Origin of the sequence: Candidatus Accumulibacter sp. ACC005 (assembly GCF_907163215.1) — a bacterium.
In the GTDB taxonomy this organism is placed as follows: Bacteria; Pseudomonadota; Gammaproteobacteria; order Burkholderiales; family Rhodocyclaceae; genus Accumulibacter; species Accumulibacter regalis.
The window spans coordinates 169,187-188,836 of the sequence record NZ_CAJQUB010000005.1 but is presented as its reverse complement, the minus strand read 5'-3'; the positions used below and the strand labels follow the sequence as shown (position 1 = coordinate 188,836).

General features: G+C 65.5%; 16 protein-coding genes and 1 tRNA gene. 8 read left to right on the top strand and 9 right to left on the bottom strand.

The genetic code is table 11. The annotated features are described in order from the left end of the window. Positions 1–7: 7 nt before the first annotated feature. Positions 8–196 (top strand): hypothetical protein, encoded by a 189-nt coding sequence (locus QZ613_RS05960; protein WP_042334842.1) that lies wholly within the window; start codon positions 8–10, stop codon positions 194–196. Positions 197–209: 13 nt separating this feature from the next. Then, positions 210–689 (top strand): terminase small subunit, encoded by a 480-nt coding sequence (locus QZ613_RS05955; protein ID WP_291981770.1) that lies wholly within the window; start codon positions 210–212, stop codon positions 687–689. A 43-nt stretch (positions 690–732) separates the two neighbouring features. On the opposite strand, the gene QZ613_RS05950 is transcribed toward QZ613_RS05955, so the two are convergent. Both QZ613_RS05950 and QZ613_RS05945 read right to left on the bottom strand, forming a co-directional pair. Next, a complete protein-coding gene (locus QZ613_RS05950) occupies positions 733–987 on the bottom strand; it encodes a hypothetical protein (RefSeq protein ID WP_291981768.1) in 255 nt (84 codons plus the stop codon). Between the two features lie 238 nt (positions 988–1,225). Continuing rightward, positions 1,226–1,301 (bottom strand) — tRNA-Asn (locus QZ613_RS05945). A 310-nt stretch (positions 1,302–1,611) separates the two neighbouring features. Here QZ613_RS05945 and QZ613_RS05940 point away from each other — a divergent pair. Beyond that, positions 1,612–3,543, top strand: a complete 1,932-nt coding sequence (locus tag QZ613_RS05940) for a hypothetical protein (protein ID WP_043568868.1) — start codon at positions 1,612–1,614, stop codon at positions 3,541–3,543. 794 nt (positions 3,544–4,337) lie between these two features. Further along, entirely contained in the window at positions 4,338–4,502 is a 165-nt protein-coding gene (locus QZ613_RS05935) for a hypothetical protein (RefSeq protein WP_291902461.1), read from the top strand. On the opposite strand, the gene QZ613_RS05930 is transcribed toward QZ613_RS05935, so the two are convergent. After that, positions 4,469–5,671: an amino acid aminotransferase gene (locus QZ613_RS05930; protein WP_043568866.1), complete on the bottom strand. Its 1,203-nt coding sequence runs from the start codon at positions 5,669–5,671 to the stop codon at positions 4,469–4,471. The genes QZ613_RS05935 and QZ613_RS05930 overlap by 34 nt on opposite strands. A 184-nt stretch (positions 5,672–5,855) precedes the next feature. On the opposite strand from QZ613_RS05930, the gene uvrB reads away from it, so the two are divergent. Together uvrB and QZ613_RS05920 are read left to right on the top strand one after the other, a co-directional pair. Then, positions 5,856–7,937: an excinuclease ABC subunit UvrB gene (gene uvrB, locus QZ613_RS05925; protein WP_043568864.1), complete on the top strand. Its 2,082-nt coding sequence runs from the start codon at positions 5,856–5,858 to the stop codon at positions 7,935–7,937. Positions 7,938–8,067: 130 nt separating this feature from the next. Then, positions 8,068–9,114, top strand: coding sequence for an NADP-dependent oxidoreductase (locus QZ613_RS05920; RefSeq protein WP_043568861.1), 1,047 nt, complete (start codon positions 8,068–8,070; stop codon positions 9,112–9,114). Here QZ613_RS05920 and msrA read toward each other — a convergent pair. Both msrA and msrB read right to left on the bottom strand, forming a co-directional pair. Beyond that, positions 9,088–9,633, bottom strand: a complete 546-nt coding sequence (gene msrA / locus QZ613_RS05915; protein WP_043568860.1) for a peptide-methionine (S)-S-oxide reductase MsrA — start codon at positions 9,631–9,633, stop codon at positions 9,088–9,090. The two genes, QZ613_RS05920 and msrA, sit on opposite strands and share 27 nt — an antisense overlap. Further along, complete coding sequence (msrB, locus tag QZ613_RS05910) at positions 9,633–10,079, bottom strand: peptide-methionine (R)-S-oxide reductase MsrB (protein ID WP_043568859.1); 447 nt, start codon at positions 10,077–10,079, stop codon at positions 9,633–9,635. The genes msrA and msrB overlap by 1 nt, the downstream gene beginning before the upstream one ends. Positions 10,080–10,523: 444 nt before the next feature. Here msrB and QZ613_RS05905 point away from each other — a divergent pair, with 444 nt between their 5' ends. Beyond that, positions 10,524–12,263 (top strand): PAS domain-containing protein, encoded by a 1,740-nt coding sequence (locus QZ613_RS05905; protein WP_291902469.1) that lies wholly within the window; start codon positions 10,524–10,526, stop codon positions 12,261–12,263. A 69-nt stretch (positions 12,264–12,332) separates the two neighbouring features. Then, positions 12,333–13,133, top strand: coding sequence for a sulfite exporter TauE/SafE family protein (locus QZ613_RS05900; protein ID WP_043568857.1), 801 nt, complete (start codon positions 12,333–12,335; stop codon positions 13,131–13,133). 114 nt (positions 13,134–13,247) lie between these two features. Here the strand turns inward: QZ613_RS05900 and QZ613_RS05895 are convergent, their stop codons facing one another. Genes QZ613_RS05895 through QZ613_RS05880 form a run of 4 tightly spaced genes read right to left on the bottom strand, consistent with a single transcriptional unit; the run spans position 13,248 to position 19,626 of the window. Continuing rightward, positions 13,248–15,464, bottom strand: coding sequence for an HlyD family efflux transporter periplasmic adaptor subunit (locus tag QZ613_RS05895; RefSeq protein WP_291902473.1), 2,217 nt, complete (start codon positions 15,462–15,464; stop codon positions 13,248–13,250). Between the two features lie 4 nt (positions 15,465–15,468). Continuing rightward, positions 15,469–16,881, bottom strand: coding sequence for an HlyD family efflux transporter periplasmic adaptor subunit (locus tag QZ613_RS05890; RefSeq protein ID WP_291902475.1), 1,413 nt, complete (start codon positions 16,879–16,881; stop codon positions 15,469–15,471). After that, positions 16,878–17,714, bottom strand: a complete 837-nt coding sequence (locus QZ613_RS05885; protein WP_291902477.1) for an efflux RND transporter periplasmic adaptor subunit — start codon at positions 17,712–17,714, stop codon at positions 16,878–16,880. Before QZ613_RS05885 ends, QZ613_RS05890 begins: the two co-directional genes overlap by 4 nt. A 4-nt stretch (positions 17,715–17,718) precedes the next feature. Further along, a complete protein-coding gene (locus tag QZ613_RS05880) occupies positions 17,719–19,626 on the bottom strand; it encodes a TolC family protein (RefSeq protein WP_291902479.1) in 1,908 nt (635 codons plus the stop codon). Between the last annotated feature and the right edge of the window lie 24 nt (positions 19,627–19,650).

Sequence of the window (19,650 nt, the reverse complement as noted above, 5' to 3'; positions counted from 1 at the left end):
ACGTCGCTTGACGAAGCTGGAGCAATTCCGGCAGCACAACGGCGTGGGGTGGGAACTTGACCAGCTGTTGGAGAAAGCGGGAACCAATCGCGCGGCCGTGATGGCAGAGTTTGGCAGTTTGCGGGCGTGCCGTGACTGGCTGGAGGCGCAAGGCCAAGCGAGCAACGCTTGTGTCGGTATTGAGTGGCAACCGTGAGAAGGAAGATGCAATGACGCCAAGGCAAAGTCGTTTCGTTGACGAATACCTCGTTGATCTGGTGGCGAGCAAAGCAGCCATTCGCGCAGGGTACAGCTCCCGGCGAGCGTCAGAGATCGGCTATCAGCTACTGCAGAAAACTACAGTTCAGAACGCAATCACCGAACGCATGAACGCCCGGGCGCAACGTACCGGAATCACGCAAGACAAGGTGCTGGCCGACCTCGAAGCCGTCAAGCAGGACGCCATGAGCAAGACGATTGGCACGGACGGCAATGCCGTGATGGCCAGTCATGCGGCAGCGCTACGGGCTCTGGAACTGCAAGGGCGGCATCTTGAGATGTGGAAGGATCGGCTGGCCGCCACAGGCGAAGTCAGCATCGCCGACGCCACCCGACAGCGCGTTGCAGGCAGGTCCGTGCAACAAACGTCCTTGGTCGTGTCTCTGGTCCGCGCCAAGGAAGCACCGATCGGCGAGCAGGCGACGGGATAGGCAGCCGAGCCGTTAGCACCTCTTCATAGAGACGAGCGCCAGATCAGCCCGGTCCACGATTGCTGTCAATATTGACACGAACGACAGAGAGGAAGACCGCCAGCACGAGCAGAACATCGTCAACGCTGACAGAACAGAGCCGGAATCCACCCGTCTTGATGCAGATCGCCCGCAACTCGATACAATCCCGGGATACGAAAAAGAGCAGGAGCAACTGTATGGACAAGCCATCAACGAAGAACCAGGCTGGCTCGACGACGGCGACGGCGACGGCGACGGCGACGGACGAGGAAATCAAGCAACTGGTGGCGGAAACGCTGCTAGCGAGAGCAATCAGGCGGCATCAAGCGAAGACTTCAGCCTCGACCAGCAAACCCTCTCCAACATCGACAGGCAAGAAGCCGAGCGAGTAGCGCACTCACTGGCTGCTCGTGCGGAACTGGTTCGGATTGCTCGAATCTGCTTACCAGATGCTTACCGGAAGGCCAGACAGCAAAAAGCCCACTCCGAAGAATGGGCTAAGTGCTTGAATTTTCTGGCTCCCCGACCTGGGCTCGAACCAGGGACCTACGGATTAACAGTCCGACGCTCTACCAACTGAGCTATCGAGGAACACGAGAGGGCGGATTCTAGCCACTCGCATGCGGTTCGTCAACTCTTCCGAACGGCAAACGGGCATTTTCCGAGACGCCGACCAGGGCCGCGCCGGCAACTCCGCGGCAGGCCGCTGGCATCGGCGCCAGCCACCGCCAGGCCGTCGACACGGGGCGCCGCCTGGTGCCCGACCACTGTCCAGCCGCAGGCTTGAAACCGGCACGCTAGCCATCTCCGACTTTCCGCGCACGGCAACAAGGTGCACAATGCGTTTGTGCGGAAAAGTCGAAAACCTTCAGTCGTTAGCCAGCACGACGCCACTGAGAACATGGAACCTGAACTGCCTGACTCCGAGCTGATTTACGCCAAGACGACGTCCGGCGAGGAAGCCATGTTGCAGCGGACGCGAGTCGTCCAGCGAAACCTCCGCATGGTGCTGATTCTGGTGGACGGCAACGCCACGGTGGCCGAATTGTGCGACAAGACGGGCAACGCGCAGCTGACGCAGAGCGCGCTGGTTGAGCTTGAGGCCGATGGTTTCATCGAGCGGCGGGTCGACGAGGACACGGTATGGAAGAATGGCCGCCGGCTGGCACAACAGATTCGCAGCAAGGCTGGCCAACCGGCTTCCGAATTCTCCCTATTTGGCAAGAAAGCCGCGGCGCCATCCGCTCCTCCCTCCCTGCCCGACGCCAACGCCGATACCGACGACGCGACACGGCTGGTTCCCGGCTCGGAAAACAACAGCGAGCGGTTCTCGAACGGCGCACGCTCATTTCTGCCGATCTCGCAACCATCGCCATCGATCTCGCCACCATCATCGCCGCCGACCGATTCGGTGACCGGTCCCGAGTCGCGCACCGTTTTCCTGTCCAAGGAAGAAGCGACGCCGGAGGTGCCAGCAGTCTGGCCGGCGAGCAGCGTCGCGCCGGCGCCGACTTTCCTCGCCCGGGTGAAGGCCTTGCTGGGCGGCACGGCCGATGACAGCAGTGCGGGCGACGGGCCCGACCTCAAGCCACTCCGCCGCCGCCGCATACACCTGACCTGGCCGCTCGTCGCCCTGCTCGGCGTCTTGACGATGAGCGTTCTGCTGGTCCTGATCACCCTCCTCTTTCCCTATTCGCGCTACCTTCCCGAGGTGGAAGACGCTCTCGCGCAAAGCACTGGCCAGAAAACCAGCGTCGAGAACATGAGCGTCACCTTCTATCCGCTGCCGGGCCTGCTGCTGGCCAACGTGCGCGTCGGCGACGCCACGGCCGGGGAGCAGATCCACATCGCCGAACTGCGTCTCCGGCCAGAGCTCGACACGCTCTTTTCAACAAAGATCGTTTTCCGGGAAATGGAGTTGCGCGACGTCGAGCTGACCGCAAAAGCAGTTGCCAGCCTTTCACGGATGTTCGAAACGGCCGCTCGGGAGTCTGCCGGAGCCCGCGTGCAGCGCGTGACCATCAGCAGGGCGAAGGTCAGCTTTGCAGGGCTTGGCTTTGCCGAGCTGAACGGCGAACTGGCATTGTCTGCGGATGGCCTGTTGCAGTCCGTGGCGCTGAGATCGGCGGACCGCAGCATGAAGGTCGAGGCCAAACCGGTCGCCGATCAGCTGGCGGTTACCGCCGAGGGAGTCGCCTGGCGGCCGTCGCCGAAGTCCCTGTATCGCTTCGACTCCTTCGCTTTCAAGGGCAAGGTGGACGGGCCGGTGTTCGTCATCGAGGAGATGGACTTGCGCATCTTCTCGGGCCGGGTAAGCGGCGCGGTGATCCTGCGTTCCGACGGGCCACCGGCGATGGCCGGCGAGATCGCCTTCGAGCGGATCCGGGCACAGGGCTTCGGCGCGGCGCTGGGCGTCGGCGATCAGTTCGAGGGCGATCTTGCGGGCGACCTGCGCTTCTCGGCAATGGCCAGGACCTGGCCCGCGATCCTTCAGGCGGTGCATGCCGAGGGCAACTTCACGATAGCCAGGGGAAGCCTCGGCGGGATCGACCTTCCCGAGGCGATTCGCCGTGCATCCGGAACGCCGGCAACGCTCGGCGGCGCCACCCGCTTTGAGCAGCTGTCCGGCGCGATCCGCCTGACCCCCGAGCGCTATCGCTTCTCGCGCCTGGTCCTCCAGGCGGGAACGATGCAGTCCACCGGTCAGCTCGAAGTGAGCAGCGACCTGCAATTGCGTGGCCGGATGGACGTCCAGATGCGCGGGCGGGCCGATGCGACCGTTCCGGTGGCGATCAGCGGTACGCTGAAGACGCCGCAACTGGAAAGCAGATAGGCCACCAGCAGGGGTGACGCGTGCAGTCACCGCGGAGAAACGCCGGCGAGGGGGTTTCAAGCAAGCGCTCCAGCTTGCTGCAAGTCGCGTCGGAAAGGCGTCGCCACAGCAGCCTGCACGTCATTGCGAGGAGGCGAAGCCGACGCGGCAATCCAGAGGTTTTGTTTTCCTCCTGGGGAATGCGGCACACCAGCAGTCAGAGAATGGAACTGGATTGCCGCGTCGGCTGCGCCTCCTCGCAATGACGGTGGCCGGGGAATGCTGGCCCGGATTTTGGCGACGAGGGTAGCGCTATGGAGCGGGCGAAATCCAGCCACCACACGGGGTTCGCGCTGCTATCCGGGTTGCGCAAAGTCGCGTCGGGAAGGCGGCGCCACGCCACCCGCACGTCATTGCGAGGAGGCGCAGCCGACGCGGCATTCCAGCGGTTTGTTTTTCTCCTGGGGAATGCGGCGCACCAGCCGTCAAAGAATGGAACTGGATTGCCGCGTCGGCTGCGCCTCCTCGCAATGACGGTGGCCGGGGAATGCTGGCCCGGATTTTGGCGACGAGGGTAGTAGTATGGAGCGGGCGAAATCCAGCCACCACACGGGGTTCGCGCTGCGATCCGGGTTGCGCAAAGTCGCGCCGGGAAGGCGGCAACACGCTACCCGCACGTCATTGCGAGGAGGCGAAGCCGACGCGGCAATCCAGAGGTTTGTTTTTCTCCTGGGGAATGCGGCGCACCAGCCGTCAGAGGATGGAACTGGATTGCCGCGTCGGCTGCGCCTCCTCGCAATGACGGTGCACGGGGCATGAGCGCCGGCAGTGGCCACGAGCACTATGAGGGCCACCGCGGCGGCGAACATGCGGATTTCAGCCAGCACAGGGTTTTCGTGCTGCTTTCAGCCGGCGCCGAAAACCTCGTCAAGATTGCAGCATTACATCAGAGCACCGCAGCGATGGCGTCGGCGACGTAGTCGATGTTCCTGGTGTTCAGCGCGGCCAGGCAGATGCGCCCGGTGCTGACCGCGTAGATGCCGAACTCGTCGCGCATGCGGTCCACCTGTGCGACTTCGAGCCCGGTGTAGGAGAACATGCCCCGCTGCCGGGTGACGAAGGAAAAGTCGGTGCTCACTCCCCTGCCCTGCAGTTTTTCGACCAGGCTGACGCGCATGGCCAGGATGCGCTGGCGCATCTCGGCGAGTTCGACTTTCCACATCTGGCGCAGTTCGGCGCTGGCCAGAACGGCGGCGACAATGGCGCCGCCATGGGTCGGCGGGTTCGAGTAGTTGGCCCGCACGACGCGCTTGATCTGCGACAAGACACGTGCCGTTTCGTCGCGACTGGCGGTGACCACCGACAGCGCACCGACCCGCTCGCCGTAGAGCGAAAAGGACTTGGAGAACGAGCTGGCGACGAGGAACTGCAGGCCCGATGCGGCAAACATCTGCAGCGCCTGCGCATCTTCCCGGATGCCGTCGGCGAAGCCCTGGTAGGCCATGTCGATGAAGGCCACCAGGCCGCGGGCAGCGATCGTCTCGATCACTTCGCGCCACTGCGCGTGACTGAGGTCGGCACCGGTCGGGTTGTGGCAGCAGGCGTGCAGGACGACGATCGAACCGGCCGGCAGGGCGTTCAGGCCGCTCTTCATGGCGGCGAAATCGACGCCACGGCTGACTGCGTCGTAGTAGGGATACGAATCGACCTCGAAACCGGCGTATTCGAAAATCGCGCGGTGGTTCTCCCAGCTCGGATCGCTGATGAAAACCTTGGCCGTGGGCAGCAGTCGGCGCAGGTAATCGGCACCGACCTTCAGCGCGCCGGTGCCGCCGAGTGCTTCGATGGTCGCGACCTGACCCGCTTCGAGCAATGCCGAATCGGCGCCGAAGAGCAGCTTCTGGACGATCTGGTTATAGGCGGCAAGGCCGTCGATCGGCTGGTAGCCGCGCGGCGGCATGGCTTCCAGGCGGGTTTTCTCGGCCGCCTTGACAGCCGCCAGCAGCGGGATCTTGCCGTTGTCGTCGAAATACACGCCAACACCGAGGTTGACCTTGGTCGACCGGGTATCGGCGTTGAAGGATTCGGTGAGTCCGAGAATCGGGTCGCGGGGAGCCATTTCAACGGCGGCGAAAAGCGAGGCGGTCATGTCTTGTTCCTAAGTTGGCCGGTAGCTGGGCGGTGCCATTTCCGGTCGGGCCTGCCAGGCAGGCCGCGGGTGGCACAAGCCGTCGCGGGAAAAACGAAGCGTCGAAAAAAGCATTGTTTCCGGACAGGTCGGGCAAACGCCGCGCACGGCGCCGAGCGTTCCTGAAACAACGTAAAATTCTAGCATGTCAGCCGCCATCCAATCGCCCGAAAAGCAGCACCCGGTGGTCACCTTCCCGGGCAGCCCCTTCCGCCTCCATCAGCCCTTCCTGCCTGCCGGCGACCAGCCGGCGGCGATCGAGCAACTGCTCGCCGGACTCGCCGACGGCCTCTCGTTCCAGACCCTGCTTGGCGTCACCGGCTCGGGCAAGACCTACACCATGGCCAATGTCATCGCCCGCAGCGGCCGTCCGGCGCTGGTGCTGGCGCCGAACAAGACCCTGGCCGCGCAACTGTACGCAGAGTTCCGCGAGTTCTTTCCCGACAACGCCGTCGAGTATTTCGTCTCCTACTACGATTACTACCAGCCGGAAGCCTACGTTCCGGCGCGCGATCTGTTCATCGAGAAAGACTCGTCGATCAACGAGCACATCGAGCAGATGCGTTTGTCGGCGACCAAGAGCCTGCTCGAACGTCGCGATTGCGTGATCGTCGCCACCGTCTCCTGCATCTACGGCATCGGCGACCGCGACGAGTACCACAAGATGATCCTGACCATGCGCGTCGGCGACCGCATCGATCAGCGCGAGGTGATCCAGCGCCTGGTCGCCATGCAGTACGAGCGCAACGAGACCGACTTCCGCCGCGGCGTCTTTCGCGTCCGCGGCGACGTCATCGACGTCTTTCCCGCCGAGCACGCCGAGCAGGCGATCCGCATCTCTCTGTTCGACGACGAGATCGAAGGCCTGCAGCTTTTCGACCCGCTGACCGGGCATCTGCAGGGCCGCCTGAAGCGCTTTACCGTCTTCCCGTCGTCGCACTACGTGACGCCACGGGCGACCGTCCTGCGTGCCATCGAGGCGATCAAGCGCGAGCTCAGCGAGCGTACCGCCTTCTTCCACGCCGAAGGTCGCCTCGTCGAGGCGCAGCGCATCGAGCAACGCACGCGTTTCGACCTCGAAATGCTCGACCAGCTCGGCTTCTGCAAGGGCATCGAGAACTACTCGCGGCATCTCTCCGGGCGCCAGCCCGGCGAGCCGCCGCCGACGCTGATCGACTACCTGGCGGCCGACGCGCTGATGTTCATCGACGAGTCGCACGTCGCCATCCCGCAGGTCGGCGGCATGTACAAGGGTGACCGCTCGCGCAAGGAGAACCTGGTCAACTACGGCTTCCGCCTGGCCTCGGCACTCGACAACCGGCCGCTCAAGTTCGCCGAGTACGAAGCGCTGCTGCGGCAGACGATTTTCGTTTCGGCGACGCCGGCCGACTACGAACAGACGCATCAGGGTCAGGTCGTCGAGCAGGTCGTTCGCCCGACCGGGCTGATCGACCCGGTGCTCATCGTTCGCCCGGCATCGACACAGATCGACGACCTGCTCTCCGAGATCGGCCTGCGCGTCGGACGCGGCGAGCGCGTGCTGGTGACCACGCTGACCAAGCGCATGTCCGAGGATCTCACCGAGTACCTGAACGAACACGAGGTGCGCGTCCGCTACCTGCACTCGGACATCGACACCGTCGAACGCGTCGAGATCATCCGCGACCTGCGCCTCGGCAAGTTCGACGTCCTGGTCGGCATCAACCTGCTGCGCGAAGGTCTCGACATCCCGGAGGTCTCGCTGGTGGCCATTCTCGACGCCGACAAGGAAGGCTTCCTGCGCTCCGAGCGCTCGCTGATCCAGACCATCGGACGCGCCGCCCGGCACATCAACGGCACCGCCATTCTCTACGCCGACCGGGTCACCGGCTCGATGAGTCGCGCCATCGCCGAGACCGAACGCCGGCGGCTCAAGCAGATCGCTTTCAACGCAGCGCACGGCATCGTCCCGATCGGCGTCAACAAGCGCATCACCGACATCATCGACGGCGTCTACGACATCGACGACGCACGCCGCGAACGCAAGGCCGCACAGCTGCAGGCCAACTACGAGGCGATGAGCGAGAAGCAACTGGCGCGCGAACTCAAGCGACTCGAGAAAGCGATGCTCGACTACGCGAAGGACCTCGAGTTCGAGAAAGCCGCCGCCGCCCGCGACGAGATCTTCCGTCTTCGCCAGCAGGTCTTCGGCGTCAGCGGCGAGCAGCCGAATATAGAAACGTCCTGAAGCCGCGCTGCCGGCCAGGGAACGCCGACGCGAAATCGCCCGATGAATCGGGCGCTCACCGAGAACCGCGGAAAGCCCCCGGCAAGGCAGGAAAAACCCTTGCCGGAACATCCTTGAAGGAGCCCTGTGAATGAAAAAGCAACTCAAGCAGAACGACGCCCGCAATCGGCGCATCGTACTCAACTCGCGCCCCGTCGGCGCGCCGCGTGACGACGACTTCCGTCTCGAGGAAGCGGAAATACCGCAACCCGCGAAAGGCCAGTTGCTGCTGCGCACGCTCTACCTGTCGCTCGATCCCTACATGCGCGGCCGGATGAGCGACGCGCCGTCGTACGCCGCGCCGGTCGGCATCGGCGAACCCATGCCCGGCGGTACGGTCGCCCGCGTCGAAGCGTCGCAGCATGGCGACTACAACGCCGGCGACCTGGTCCTTGCCTACTCCGGCTGGCAGGACTACGCGCTCTCCGACGGCCAGGGGCTGGTCAAGCTCGATCCGGCCATGCCACAGCCCTCGCTGGCGCTCGGCGTTCTCGGCATGCCCGGCTTCACCGCCTACATGGGCTTGCTCGACATCGGCCGGCCGCAAGCCGGCGAGACGGTCGTCGTTGCCGCGGCGAGCGGCGCCGTCGGCTCGGTGGTCGGTCAGATCGCCAGACTCAAGGGCTGCCGCGTCGTCGGCATCGCCGGCGGCAGCGAGAAATGTCGTTACGTCGTCGACGAGCTCGGCTTCGACGCGTGCCTCGATCACCACAGCGCGACGCTGCCGCAAGCGCTTGCCGACGCCTGCCCGCAAGGCATCGACGTCTATTTCGAGAACGTCGGCGGCGCGGTATTCGACGCCGTGCTGCCACTGCTCAACGTTCGCGCGCGCATCCCCGTGTGCGGCCTGATCGCCCACTATAACGACCAGTCGCTGCCGCCCGGCCCGAACCGCCTTGGCCTGCTCACCCGTACCCTGCTGGTCAAGCGCATCAAGATGCAGGGCTTCATCATCTTCGACGACTACGGCGATCGCTACGGCGAATTCTTCGCCGCGATGTTCGGCTGGCTGACGGCCGGAAAAGTCAAGTTCCGCGAAGACATCGTCGACGGTCTGGAGAACGCGCCCCAGGCTTTCATCGGCCTTCTCGAAGGGCGCAACTTCGGCAAACTACTGGTCCGCGTCGCGCCCGCGTGAGCAGGACCTTGCCGTGCCATCGGCCCGCCGCGGCAGTACCCACTCCGGACGCGGGTAATGGCAGGTGTAGCCGTTTGGCAAGCGCTCGAGATAATCCTGATGCTCGGGTTCGGCCGCCCAGAAATCGCCGACGGCTTCGACTTCCGTGACGACCTTGCCCGGCCACAGGCCCGAGGCATTGACGTCGGCGATGGTGTCGAGCGCGACTTGCTTCTGCGCGTCGTCAACGTAGTAAATGGCCGAGCGATACGACGCACCGCGGTCATTCCCTTGCCGGTTGCGGGTCGTCGGATCGTGTATCTGGAAAAAGAATTCCAGAATGCGGCGATACGAGATCGTCTCCGGAGCAAAGAGAATTTCGATGCCCTCGGCATGCGTGCCGTGGTTGCGGTAGGTGGCGTTGGGGACATCGCCGCCGGTGTAACCGACACGGGTCGCCTCGACGCCCGGCAGCTTACGAATCAGATCCTGCATGCCCCAAAAGCAGCCACCCGCCAGAACTGCGCGTTCCTTTGCCATTACCTGTCCTCCACTTGATCAAGGTACTCGCCATAGCCGGCCGCTTCCATGTCGTGGCGATGGATGAAGCGCAGCGAAGCCGAGTTTATGCAATAGCGCAGACCGCCACGATCCCGCGGTCCGTCGGGAAACACGTGCCCCAGATGGCTGTCGCCATGGACCGAGCGGACTTCGGTGCGCAGCATGCCGTGGCCGGCATCGACCCGCTCGTTGATATACGCGCGCTCTATGGGTCGGGAAAAGCTCGGCCAGCCACAACCCGATTCAAACATCTCCGACGAGGCGAACAGTGGTTCGCCGGACACCACATCGACATAGATGCCGGGCGCGCTGTTATGCAGATACTCGCCCGTTCCCGGTCTTTCGGTGCCGCTTTCCTGAGTGACGTGAAACTGTTCCGGAGTCAGGGCGGCAATCGCGGCATCGGTTTTCCTGTAAGACGTCATTCGCTTCTCCTCGATAGATTTCTCTCGGCCAGGCTCGTCCAGGCCTGCTTGCCCTACCCTTCCCGTTTGCGGGCGCGGCGGCAACGGATTCCCCGGAAAGCGACTTTCTCGGCAACGCGAACGGCATCACCGAGTGGGGTTGGACAGCTGCGCGGAGCAGAGTTCGGCGCGGCCGTCTCGCGGCTCGTCGATGGGCGCCGGCGCCGGCGCTGGCGTTCTGGCGCGATCGGGTGAGGACGCTCTTGCGCTGATTGAATCGCATCGCCGCGGTCCCTTCGCTCGCGGAAGGATAGAATAGATAGCTTCCCGGTGGTAAAAGGTCGTTTCGCGGAGGCTGGCGTCGCCATGCCCAAGCCGCGAGGTGCCGCCAAGACAGGGGAAGCTGATGGTCAGCCAGCCACTCCGCTCAAGCCTTGGCCGCCTGCATTTTCGGAGCAAGACGGCATGAAAACAGACGAGATCGCCCAGTTGCAGGGACAGATCGAGCGTGAGCGCGCTGCGCGCAAGCAGGCCGAGGCGTTGCTCGAGGAAAAGATCCGCGAGCTGACGCTGGCCAATCGACTCCTGCAACGCTACCTCGACTCCGTGCCTTGCATGGTGGTCGCCCTCGATACTCGCGGTTGCATCGTGATGATCAATCGTGCCGGATGCAGCCTCCTCGGCCAGCCGGAGAGCGCGCTGCTCGGGCAGCCCTGGTTTGAGCGTTGCCTGCCGCAGCCCGCCGGCCGCTCCCTCTTTCCCTCGTATCTGCAGCTCGTCGCTGGTGATGTTCATGCCCGCGAACGACTGACCGAGTATCCCGTCCTCGACGGCGAAGGGCGGCAGCGCGAGATGGCCTGGCACACCGGAATGCTCACCGACGCCACCGGGCAGGTCGTCGGCACGCTGAGTTCCGGCGAGGATGTGACCGAGCGAGAACTGGCGGCAACCGCGACCGCCGAGTCGCGCGAACTGCTCCTGAAAATCATCGATACCGTGCCCGCCCGCGTCTTCTGGAAGGACACCGACTTGCGCTTTCTCGGTTGCAACACGGCGTTTGCCAGGGACGCCGGGATGGCCAGTCGTGACGACATGGTCGGCAAGGACGACTATCAGATGGCCTGGGCGGCGCAGGCCGATCTTTACCGCGCCGACGACAAGGCGGTCATGGCGTCGCGGATCCCACGGCTGTTCTTCGAGGAGCAGCAGACCACCGCGAGTGGCGAGACGGTCTGGCTGCGAACGTCCAAGGTCCCGCTGATCAACGACGACGGTGAGACCTTTGGCGTGCTCGGGGTTTACGAGGACATCACTGAATACCGCCGTATCGAAGCCGATAACCGGGTACATGTCGCCGAGTTGACGGCCCTCAATACGATGCTCATCGAGGCACAGAACCAGATGCTGCGCTCGGTGAAGATGGCTTCCGTCGGCCGCCTGGCCGCCGGCGTGGCGCAGGAAATCGACAATCCGTTTGCTTTCATCCACTCCAACCTGGTCGCGCTCAAGGAAAACGTGGCGGATCTGTTGAGCGTGGTCGCCGCCTACGAGAAGCTTGAACCGCTGCTGGCCAAGGATCCCGATTCCCTGGCCAGCGTGGTGCAGGCGAAATCGACGGCCAATCTTGAATTTCTGCAGCACGACATCCTGAACCTGATCGGCGAATCGCTCGACGGGGTGCAGCGGGCGAGAAAGATCGTAGACACGCTCAAGGATTTCTCGCGCGTGGACACCGCCGAGTGGCGGCTGGCGAACCTCGAAACCGGCCTCGAGAGTACGCTCAGCATCATCTGGAACGAAATCAAGTACAAGGCCAAGATCAAGAAGGACTACGCCGGCATCCCGGAAATAGAATGCCTTGCCCCGCAGCTCAACCAGGTCTTCCTCAACCTTCTCATCAACGCCGTGCAGTCGATTGACGAGCGCGGCGTCATCATCCTGCGCACCGACTTCGACGAGCATGAGGTGTGGGTGGAAGTCGGCGATACTGGCAGGGGCATCGATCCGGAACACCTGGAGAGGATCTTCGAGCCATTCTTCACCACCAAGCCGGCTGGCAAGGGAACCGGCCTCGGCCTGTCGCTGGCCGACAACATCGTGCGTCGGCATGGCGGACGGCTCGAGGCGCGCAGCAAACCGGACAAGGGAAGCGTCTTTCGCGTCACCTTGCCGCGCGACAGATCAGCCATCAAGAGCGATTCCTGAATCCGCGGCGGCGAACGTCGCCGCGCTTTGGCGTTAGACTCGCGCTCTTCTCCCTCTGCCCCCGCCACCATGGACGCCAGTCTGATTGCCACCTACGCCTTGCTCGCCAGCGCAGCTTTCGGCGCCGGGGCGATGAACTCGGTTGCCGGCGGCGGCACCTTCCTGTCGTTTCCGGCGCTGCTCGCTGCCGGCGTACCGCCGGTGATGGCCAACGCCAGCAACTCGGTTGCCCTGTGGCCCGGCAGTCTGGCCGCCGCCTGGGCCTTTCGCGCGGAACTGAAGCGCTTTCGCAAGTCGCTGCCACTGCTGACGCTGGTGGCCTTCCTCGGCGGCATCGCCGGTGGCCTCCTGCTCCTCGCCACATCGAACGCCGCCTTCGCCAGCCTGATTCCCTGGCTGCTGCTCGTCGCTACGGTCCTGTTCGCCTTCAGCACGCAGTTGTCGGCCTTTGTCGCCCGCCTGCGCCAGGGCGCGAACAGGCCCGATGACGCCTCCGCCAGCCGGCAGGTTGGCGCCGCAGGCTTCGCCTTTCAACTGCTGGTGTCGATCTACGGCGGCTTCTTTGGCGCTGGCATGGGTATCCTGATGCTCGCCGCGCTGGCCATCCAGGGCTTCGACGACGTGCACGAGATCAATGCCCTGAAGAACTGGCTGTCGGCGGTCATCTACTCGGTCGCCGTGGTCACCTTCGTCGTCGCCGACGCCGTCTCCTGGCCCCACACCACCGTCATGCTGGTGACCGGAACGCTTGGCGGCTACGCGGGCGGGCGCGTCGCGCGGCGAATTCCCGGAGTCTGGTTGCGCCGCTTCATCGTCGTTCTCGGCAGCTTGCTGACCCTCGCCTATTTCTACAAGGCGCAGGCGAATTAGGGTCATGCTGCGTTCCTGATGCGACTTTCAGCGACCCGGACAGGCGCGTGCAACCCTGTCGTCGCTGGCCAGACGCACACGATGCCCGGCCGGCCAGCCTTCCCGGCTTGGCTATCAGAAACCGCTCTCACGAACCAGCACCGCGAACAGCGGGCGCAGCCATTGCTGCCACAGGCTCTGCGGCTCGGCCTCGATGCGCCCGTGGCGGAGCGCGCCGCCCACCGGCCGGGCGCCCGGGTCGAGGGCAATACTGACCCGATAGAGCGCGCTGACCGCGACGTCGCGCTCGCCGTCGCGATGGGTGACGATCGGTCCGCCACTGTTGGCGTCGAGCATCGGGTGTGGCAGCCGGGTCACGCGTAGCGGATCGATGGCCGCCACCTTCCCGGTCAACGGGGCGCTGGCCAGGTCGGTCTGATAGAGCTGCGCCGGCTGGCCAGGCGCGATGCGCGCCAGCGCCTGTTCGTCCACCAGCAGCTCGCCTCGCCAGGCGCTGGCGTCGACGACCCGGCCGAGAGGCAAGCGGCTGTTCACCCACGTGCCCGGGTGCAGGCCCTCGGCGAGATCGCGCACGCTGCCGCTGAACGGGGCGGTCAGCAGCAGGCGTTCGGCGGCCTGCGCTTGCGCCGTCGCCTGTTGGCGCAGCTCGCGCGCCTGTTGCATCGCCTTGGCCGACTGCGCCTCGCCGCGCTGGTTGAGTACCGGCAGGCTGGCCGCCTGGCGGGCATAGGCCCTGGCCATGATGGTTGCGCGCAGCGCTTCGTCGTCGAGCTCCGGCGCCTCGAGTTCGAACAGCAACTGTCCGCGGCTGACCGTCTCGCCGTCGCGAACATGCACCGCCACCAGCCGTGCCGGCTGCGGGCTGTAGATGACGCGCTGGGCGTCCGGAAAGACCCACCCCGGCGCATGCACCGCACTCTGCCACGGCCAGAAAAGCAGGCCGAGCAGGAACAGACCGAGCAGCGCATAGAAGCCCTTGCGCCACGAGGACATCTGCTTGCGCAAGGCGGGCCATTCGCGCAGCTCGCGCCAGATCGGCAGAACGATGAACCAGGCAATCTCGACGGCGAAAAGGAAAATCCCGAGCGCCTTGAAGAAGAAATGGTAAACCGCCAGGGCGATGCCGAAGAAGATGAGCAGCCGATAGACCCAGGCGAGGACGGCGAACGCGCTCAACAGGCGTGCCTTTGCGGCCGGGAAGTGTTCCGGGTCGGGCGAGGCGCTGGCGAAGAGCAGGCGGCGCAGCCGCTGCCTGGCCAGCGCCGAACTGCGCTCGTGCAGGTTCGGCAGATCGAGGGCGTCGGCGAGAATGAAATAGCCGTCGAAGCGCATGAACGGGCTGACGTTGATGAACAGTGTCAGCACCCAGCTGGTGGTGGCGAGAAAGAACATCGCCGCGCGTAGCTGACTGTCCGGCAGGATCGCCCAGGCCAGCGTCGCCCATACCGCGAGAATCACTTCGGCGGCCATGCCGGCGGCGGCAATTCGCAGGCGGGCGTGGTGGTCGGTGACCTTCCAGCTTTCGCCGGTATCGGTGTACAGCATCGGCGCCAGGACGACCATGGCCACGCCCATGTGCGCGACGCGTACGCCGTAGCGGGTCGCGGTGATGGCGTGTGCCAGTTCGTGCAGCGACTTGGCGAAGAGCAGGGCCACGACGAAAGCGAAGAAGCCGTGCACGCTGAACGACTCGCCGAGGCGAACGAGAACGCTATCCCACTGGCGGGCAGCGAGCAGGCCGCCAACGACACCGGCAAGCGCAGTCAGGACGAGGAAGGCCGGGCTGAACAGCCAGCGCGTCATGGCTTCCGCCCTGACCAGGAACTGCCGCGGATGGATCAGTGGCAGGCGAAAGAACAGGTAGTTGTGCAGCACACGCTTGAGCCAGGCGCCACGCCTGGCCGTGCTGCGCCGGGTCAGCTCCGGCGCGACGGTGCCGACCGCGCCGCAAGCACCGGACGTGCCGCATGCTCCCGATTGCGGCTGCAGCAATTCGTTGTGCTGCAGGAAGCGCGCCAGCGCGTCGACGTCTTCGCTGCCCGCCGGCAGGGTGGTTTCGGCAGCGACGGCGGCGGCAATGGCCGCGGCATCGCCCAGCGACCAGCGCAAGAGGAGCTCGAACTCGAGCCAGCCGATGCGGAAGAAGCGGTTGCGAACCGGATCGAGGATGTTCCACGCCGGCGATCCGTCGGGCTGCGCGCTGGCCGGAAGCAGGCGCAGCTCCTCGCGCAGCGGCGCTACCCGGGCGGGCGGTGCCGGCGCAGCAGGCGAATCCGGCAGCGTGCGCGAGGGGATCAGCGCCGCCACCGCCGCAGCTCCGGCACTGGCCACCCGATCAACACCCGCACCAGGTGCGCAGGCTGGCCAGCGGCCGGCGCAGCAGCAGGTAGATCACCGGCATCCGCTGGCCGTAGATCTTGGCGGTCCCCTTGAGGCCGATGCGGGCGCCTTCGCGCTCGTCGAGTCGCGCCTTGATGCGGTAGCTGACCACCCCGTCGGGCCCGGGCTGGGCAGCGAAGCTGGTTTCACTGAGCGTGGCGGCGAGCGAGTGCAGCGGCGCGACGTGCAGATAGACGCGCACTTCGGCCCCCGCCTGCAGGTTGATGGCGTCGGCGACCGGTACCCAGACGGTGGCGTTCATCGCCTCGGGGTCGGCGAGCAGGCCGATGCGCTCGCCGGTCTGCAGGGGTTTGCCGGCCCAGTCGAGCTGGTCGCCATAAATGAACACACCGTCGCCGGGCGCGCGAATCTGCAGGCGTTCGCTCTGGCGGGCAATGCTTTCGAGCTCGGCCTGCTTTTCGCCGAGCTTGCCGCGCAGGACGGCGAGCGCCGTGCGACTCTCGTGCTGGTCGTCGAAAGCCTGTTGCTCGGCCTGCAGCAGGTCGGCACGGCTGGTTCGTGTCGCTTCTTCGAGCACCTGCCGGCGGTTGACCAGCAGCGTGTCGTCGAACTCGACCAGCACCTCGTCGCTGCTCACGCGCGCCCCCGGAGCGACCGGGATGCGCTTGACGACGCCGTCCATCGGTGCGGCGACGATCTGCGGATCGATCGGCGTGATTTCCGCCGGCGCGAGAACCGACAGGCGTACCGGCAAGGCGCCGAGCAGGAGCAACAGACCGACGCCGATCAGCAGCTTGCGCCGCGACAGCTTGAGCGCCAGCCACGGTCGGCGCGGTCGCAGCCAGGCCCACAGCGCGTGTCCATAGACCGACTGCAGCTCGACCAGCCACAGCGCCGCGTCGCCAGCGTGCGCCGGCCACTGCCAGGGCTGGTCACGGGCCAACAGCCACCAGGCCACCACCCCGCCCTGCGGCCCGGCGAGGGGCAAGGCGAGCAAGCCTTCCGGCAGCCACTCGTGCCAGTCGACGCGCAGCGTTTCGGGCAGCTCGGCCGCTTCGATCACTCCCGCCTGGCGGCCGTCGTCCCCGGCCTGCCCCTCGCGCCAGGCGACGACGGCTTCGAGCCACAGCTGGTACGGGCTGGTTTCGTCGACCACGCTCAACCCCGAATGACAGACCAGTCGCCAGCGTCCGCGCGCGTCGCGGCGCAGCAGCATCGCCTGCCGGAAGGGCAGCAGCGCACGGCTGTCGTTGCAGATCAGGAATTGCAGTTCGGCCAGGCTGGCGGCGGCGCGAGCACCGCTCGCCAGGGCGAAATAGATCTGCAGCGGGGTTGCCGGGCCGGCCCCGGGATTGGCCTCTCGAGCCGCCGCTGCGGCGCTCGCGGCAGCGGCCCCGGAGCCGCTCATTTCGGTTTGGCGAAGACCGCCGTGCCGCTCATTCCTGGCAACAGATCGGGGTCGTTCCTGAGCAGTTCGGCCTCGACGGCGACGGTCTGGCTGACCGGATCGACACGACCGTTGATCTGCTTGAGCTGTACCGCATAACGCTTGCCCGTTTCTTCGATATCGACTGCGAAGCGCGTTCCTTCCTTCAACCACGACAGCCACAGCGAAGGTACATTGAGCCTGAGCCGCGGCGCACGGTTGCTGACCAGCTCGATCAGCGGCGCGCCGACGTTCACCCCTTCGAAGGGCTTGGCGTGCCACTTGACGACCCAGCCGGCGAATGGCGCGACGACGCGGCACTGCCCCAGCTGCGCCTTGGCGACCGCCAATTGCGCCTGCGCCTTGGTCACTGCGGCGGCGGCCAGCTCGACTTCGAGCTCGGACGCGGATTGCAGTCCCTGCAGGCGGATCTTGCCGTCGTGTGCCAGACGCGCGCTGTGCAGTTCGGCCAGAGCCATGTCGTGCCGCGCGCGCGGCTCGCTGCACTCGAAGCTGGCCACCACCTGGCCCTTCCTGACCGCTCCGCCGGGGCGTGGCTCGAGCTCGGTCAGCCGGCCGCTCATGCCGGCAGCCAGCGTCGTTTCCTGATCCGCGACGAGCAGCGCCCGCACTGGTGTTTCGGCGTTTGCCGGTCGACTGGCTTCCTCCAGCGGCGGCGTCGCCTTGCTGGCGGCAGCGACGGCCGGATCGGGCTTGCCCGCTGGTGCGGCCGACCAGGACGGATTGCAGGCCAGCAATGCGGCGACCAGGAGCGTGCCGCGTTGCATTGCCTGCTTGCCCGGAGTCAGAGCCATCGATCTAGCGTGCCAGCGCCGCTGGCCGCGGGCCAGTCTCACCCGGCCTTGCGGCCGTGGTCGCCGGCGCAGTCAGTTGTTCGCGCAGGAAACTCACCTGCGACAGGGCGGCGGCTTCGGCGAACGCCTGCGCCGAACGTTGAGGCAGATCCGGTGTGAGCACGGTGCTGTAGCTGTGCGTGGCGACGTGCTTGCCCGCTGCATCGTGCAGACTCATCTCCCATGCGCTGCGTTCGACGCCGTTCCTGACCGGGCCGCGCTTCAAGGTCATGCGAAAGACGGCGCTGCCGCCGGCTTCCCCGCCGATCAGCAAGCGGCTCTGGCGCAGACGCTCACTGACCGCCTCGACGATCGCCGGCGCGGCCAGACTTGCCGGCAGGCCGGCGACTTCGACGCGCAAGCTCTGCGGCTTGGCCACGTCGGCGCTGACGAAGGAGAAGACCTCGCGTTCGCCGGCGACAAGCCTGTGCTGCAGTTGTTTGGCGACAGTGGCCAGATCGCGGCTTTCGAGTTCGTCGGGGAGGACGTTCTCGCCGACGGAGTTCAGGATCCGGCCGAGCGCCGTCTGCGCGTTGGCGTAGGCGGCGTAGCGCTGGAACTGGGTGACCAGCGAGCGCGCCTCGGTGCGCACCGCTTCCAGTTCGCTTTCCACCCGCGAGCTGACCCCGGCCTGGCTGATCTGCGCCAGGCGCTCATCGACGCGCGCCGATTCGTCGGTCTGCCGGTAGTCGAGCAGGGCAAGCTTGTAGCGCTCCAGCGCCACCCGCACCTGGGTGATCACCGCCATCGACAAGGCCAGGCGGCGCGCCTCGGCGGTCTTCTCGCGCGCTTCCTGGGTGCGTTTGACGGTCGGATAGGCGGCCAGCTTGAGCACGTTCCACGAAATGCGCACGCTGCCGTCGTACCAGTTGTTGTTGTACAGATACTTGTTGCTGTCGTACAAGCCACCGGCGACGAACTCGATCCCCGGCAGGAGAGCGATCAGTTGGCGGCGCGCTTCAAAACCGTCGATGCGCGCCCGGTAATCCTCTTCGCGCAACTCCGGACGGTTCTCGAGGGCCCGCATTTCGAGTTCGTCAACCCCCTGCGGTACTGGCGGCAGGCTCTCTTCCGGAGCGTCGGTGAGCTGGAACGGGGTGCCCGGCGCGATGTTCATCAGCGCCGCCAGTTCGTGCCGGGCGAATTCCAGTTCCTGCCGCTTGAGGGTGATCAGGGTCAGCGCGTCGAGCAGCGCCCGCTGGTAGGCAAGCGCCTGTGCCGGCGGCAGGACGCCGCTCGCTTCCGCCTGGCGCGACTGTTCGAGGGCGCGCTCTATGCGCTTGCTCAAGGCGTCGACCTGGAGCAGCAGGCGTTGCGCGCCCAGTGCGCGCCAATACGAGTTGCGCATGTCCTGGACGATGTTCTGGCGCACCTTGCGGCTGCGCTCCTCGGCGATGTTGTACTCGTCACCCGCCTGCTTGGCGCGGTAATAGCTCAGGCCAAAGTCGAGAATGTTCCAGCTCAACTCGGCGCTGCGCAGCTGGTGGCGCCGCTCCTGCGAAGTCGATGGACTGAGCGTTTCCTCGCCGGTAATGATGCTCACGCTGGTCCCGCCGGAATCGTTGTTGCGCGCGTTATAGCCGGCCGAGGCGGTCAGACGGGGCAGCAGCTCGAAAGCACTGCTGTCCGAAATTCCCTGCGCCAGGGCGCTTTCCATCAACTTCAGACGGTAGTCCAGGTTGTAGGTCAGCGCCCGCGCCACCGCATCGTAAAAGCTGATCGCCTGCACGATCGGCGCCTGCTCCTTGTACATCTCCTGCTGATCGCGCGCCACGCGCGCCTTGATTTCCTCGCGGCTGAAAGGTTCGGGGGCGATGCTCGCACAGCCGGCCAGCAGGGAAGCGCTCAGGACACTCAACAGCGGATATTTCATCACGGGTCTTTCGAAGAATCGGTT

Excerpts from the sequence above, each read along its gene's own strand:
- uvrB (WP_043568864.1), top strand. The coding sequence starts at position 5,856 with ATGTCAGCCGCCATCCAATCGCCCGAAAAGCAGCACCCGGTGGTCACC.
- msrB (WP_043568859.1), bottom strand. The coding sequence starts at position 10,079 with ATGACGTCTTACAGGAAAACCGATGCCGCGATTGCCGCCCTGACTCCG.
- msrA (WP_043568860.1), bottom strand. The coding sequence starts at position 9,633 with ATGGCAAAGGAACGCGCAGTTCTGGCGGGTGGCTGCTTTTGGGGCATG.
- QZ613_RS05880 (WP_291902479.1), bottom strand. The coding sequence starts at position 19,626 with ATGAAATATCCGCTGTTGAGTGTCCTGAGCGCTTCCCTGCTGGCCGGC.
- QZ613_RS05905 (WP_291902469.1), top strand. The coding sequence starts at position 10,524 with ATGAAAACAGACGAGATCGCCCAGTTGCAGGGACAGATCGAGCGTGAG.
- QZ613_RS05940 (WP_043568868.1), top strand. The coding sequence starts at position 1,612 with ATGGAACCTGAACTGCCTGACTCCGAGCTGATTTACGCCAAGACGACG.
- QZ613_RS05890 (WP_291902475.1), bottom strand. The coding sequence starts at position 16,881 with ATGAGCGGCTCCGGGGCCGCTGCCGCGAGCGCCGCAGCGGCGGCTCGA.
- QZ613_RS05930 (WP_043568866.1), bottom strand. The coding sequence starts at position 5,671 with ATGACCGCCTCGCTTTTCGCCGCCGTTGAAATGGCTCCCCGCGACCCG.
- QZ613_RS05955 (WP_291981770.1), top strand. The coding sequence starts at position 210 with ATGACGCCAAGGCAAAGTCGTTTCGTTGACGAATACCTCGTTGATCTG.
- QZ613_RS05900 (WP_043568857.1), top strand. The coding sequence starts at position 12,333 with ATGGACGCCAGTCTGATTGCCACCTACGCCTTGCTCGCCAGCGCAGCT.
- QZ613_RS05935 (WP_291902461.1), top strand. The coding sequence starts at position 4,338 with ATGAGCGCCGGCAGTGGCCACGAGCACTATGAGGGCCACCGCGGCGGC.
- QZ613_RS05920 (WP_043568861.1), top strand. The coding sequence starts at position 8,068 with ATGAAAAAGCAACTCAAGCAGAACGACGCCCGCAATCGGCGCATCGTA.
- QZ613_RS05885 (WP_291902477.1), bottom strand. The coding sequence starts at position 17,714 with ATGGCTCTGACTCCGGGCAAGCAGGCAATGCAACGCGGCACGCTCCTG.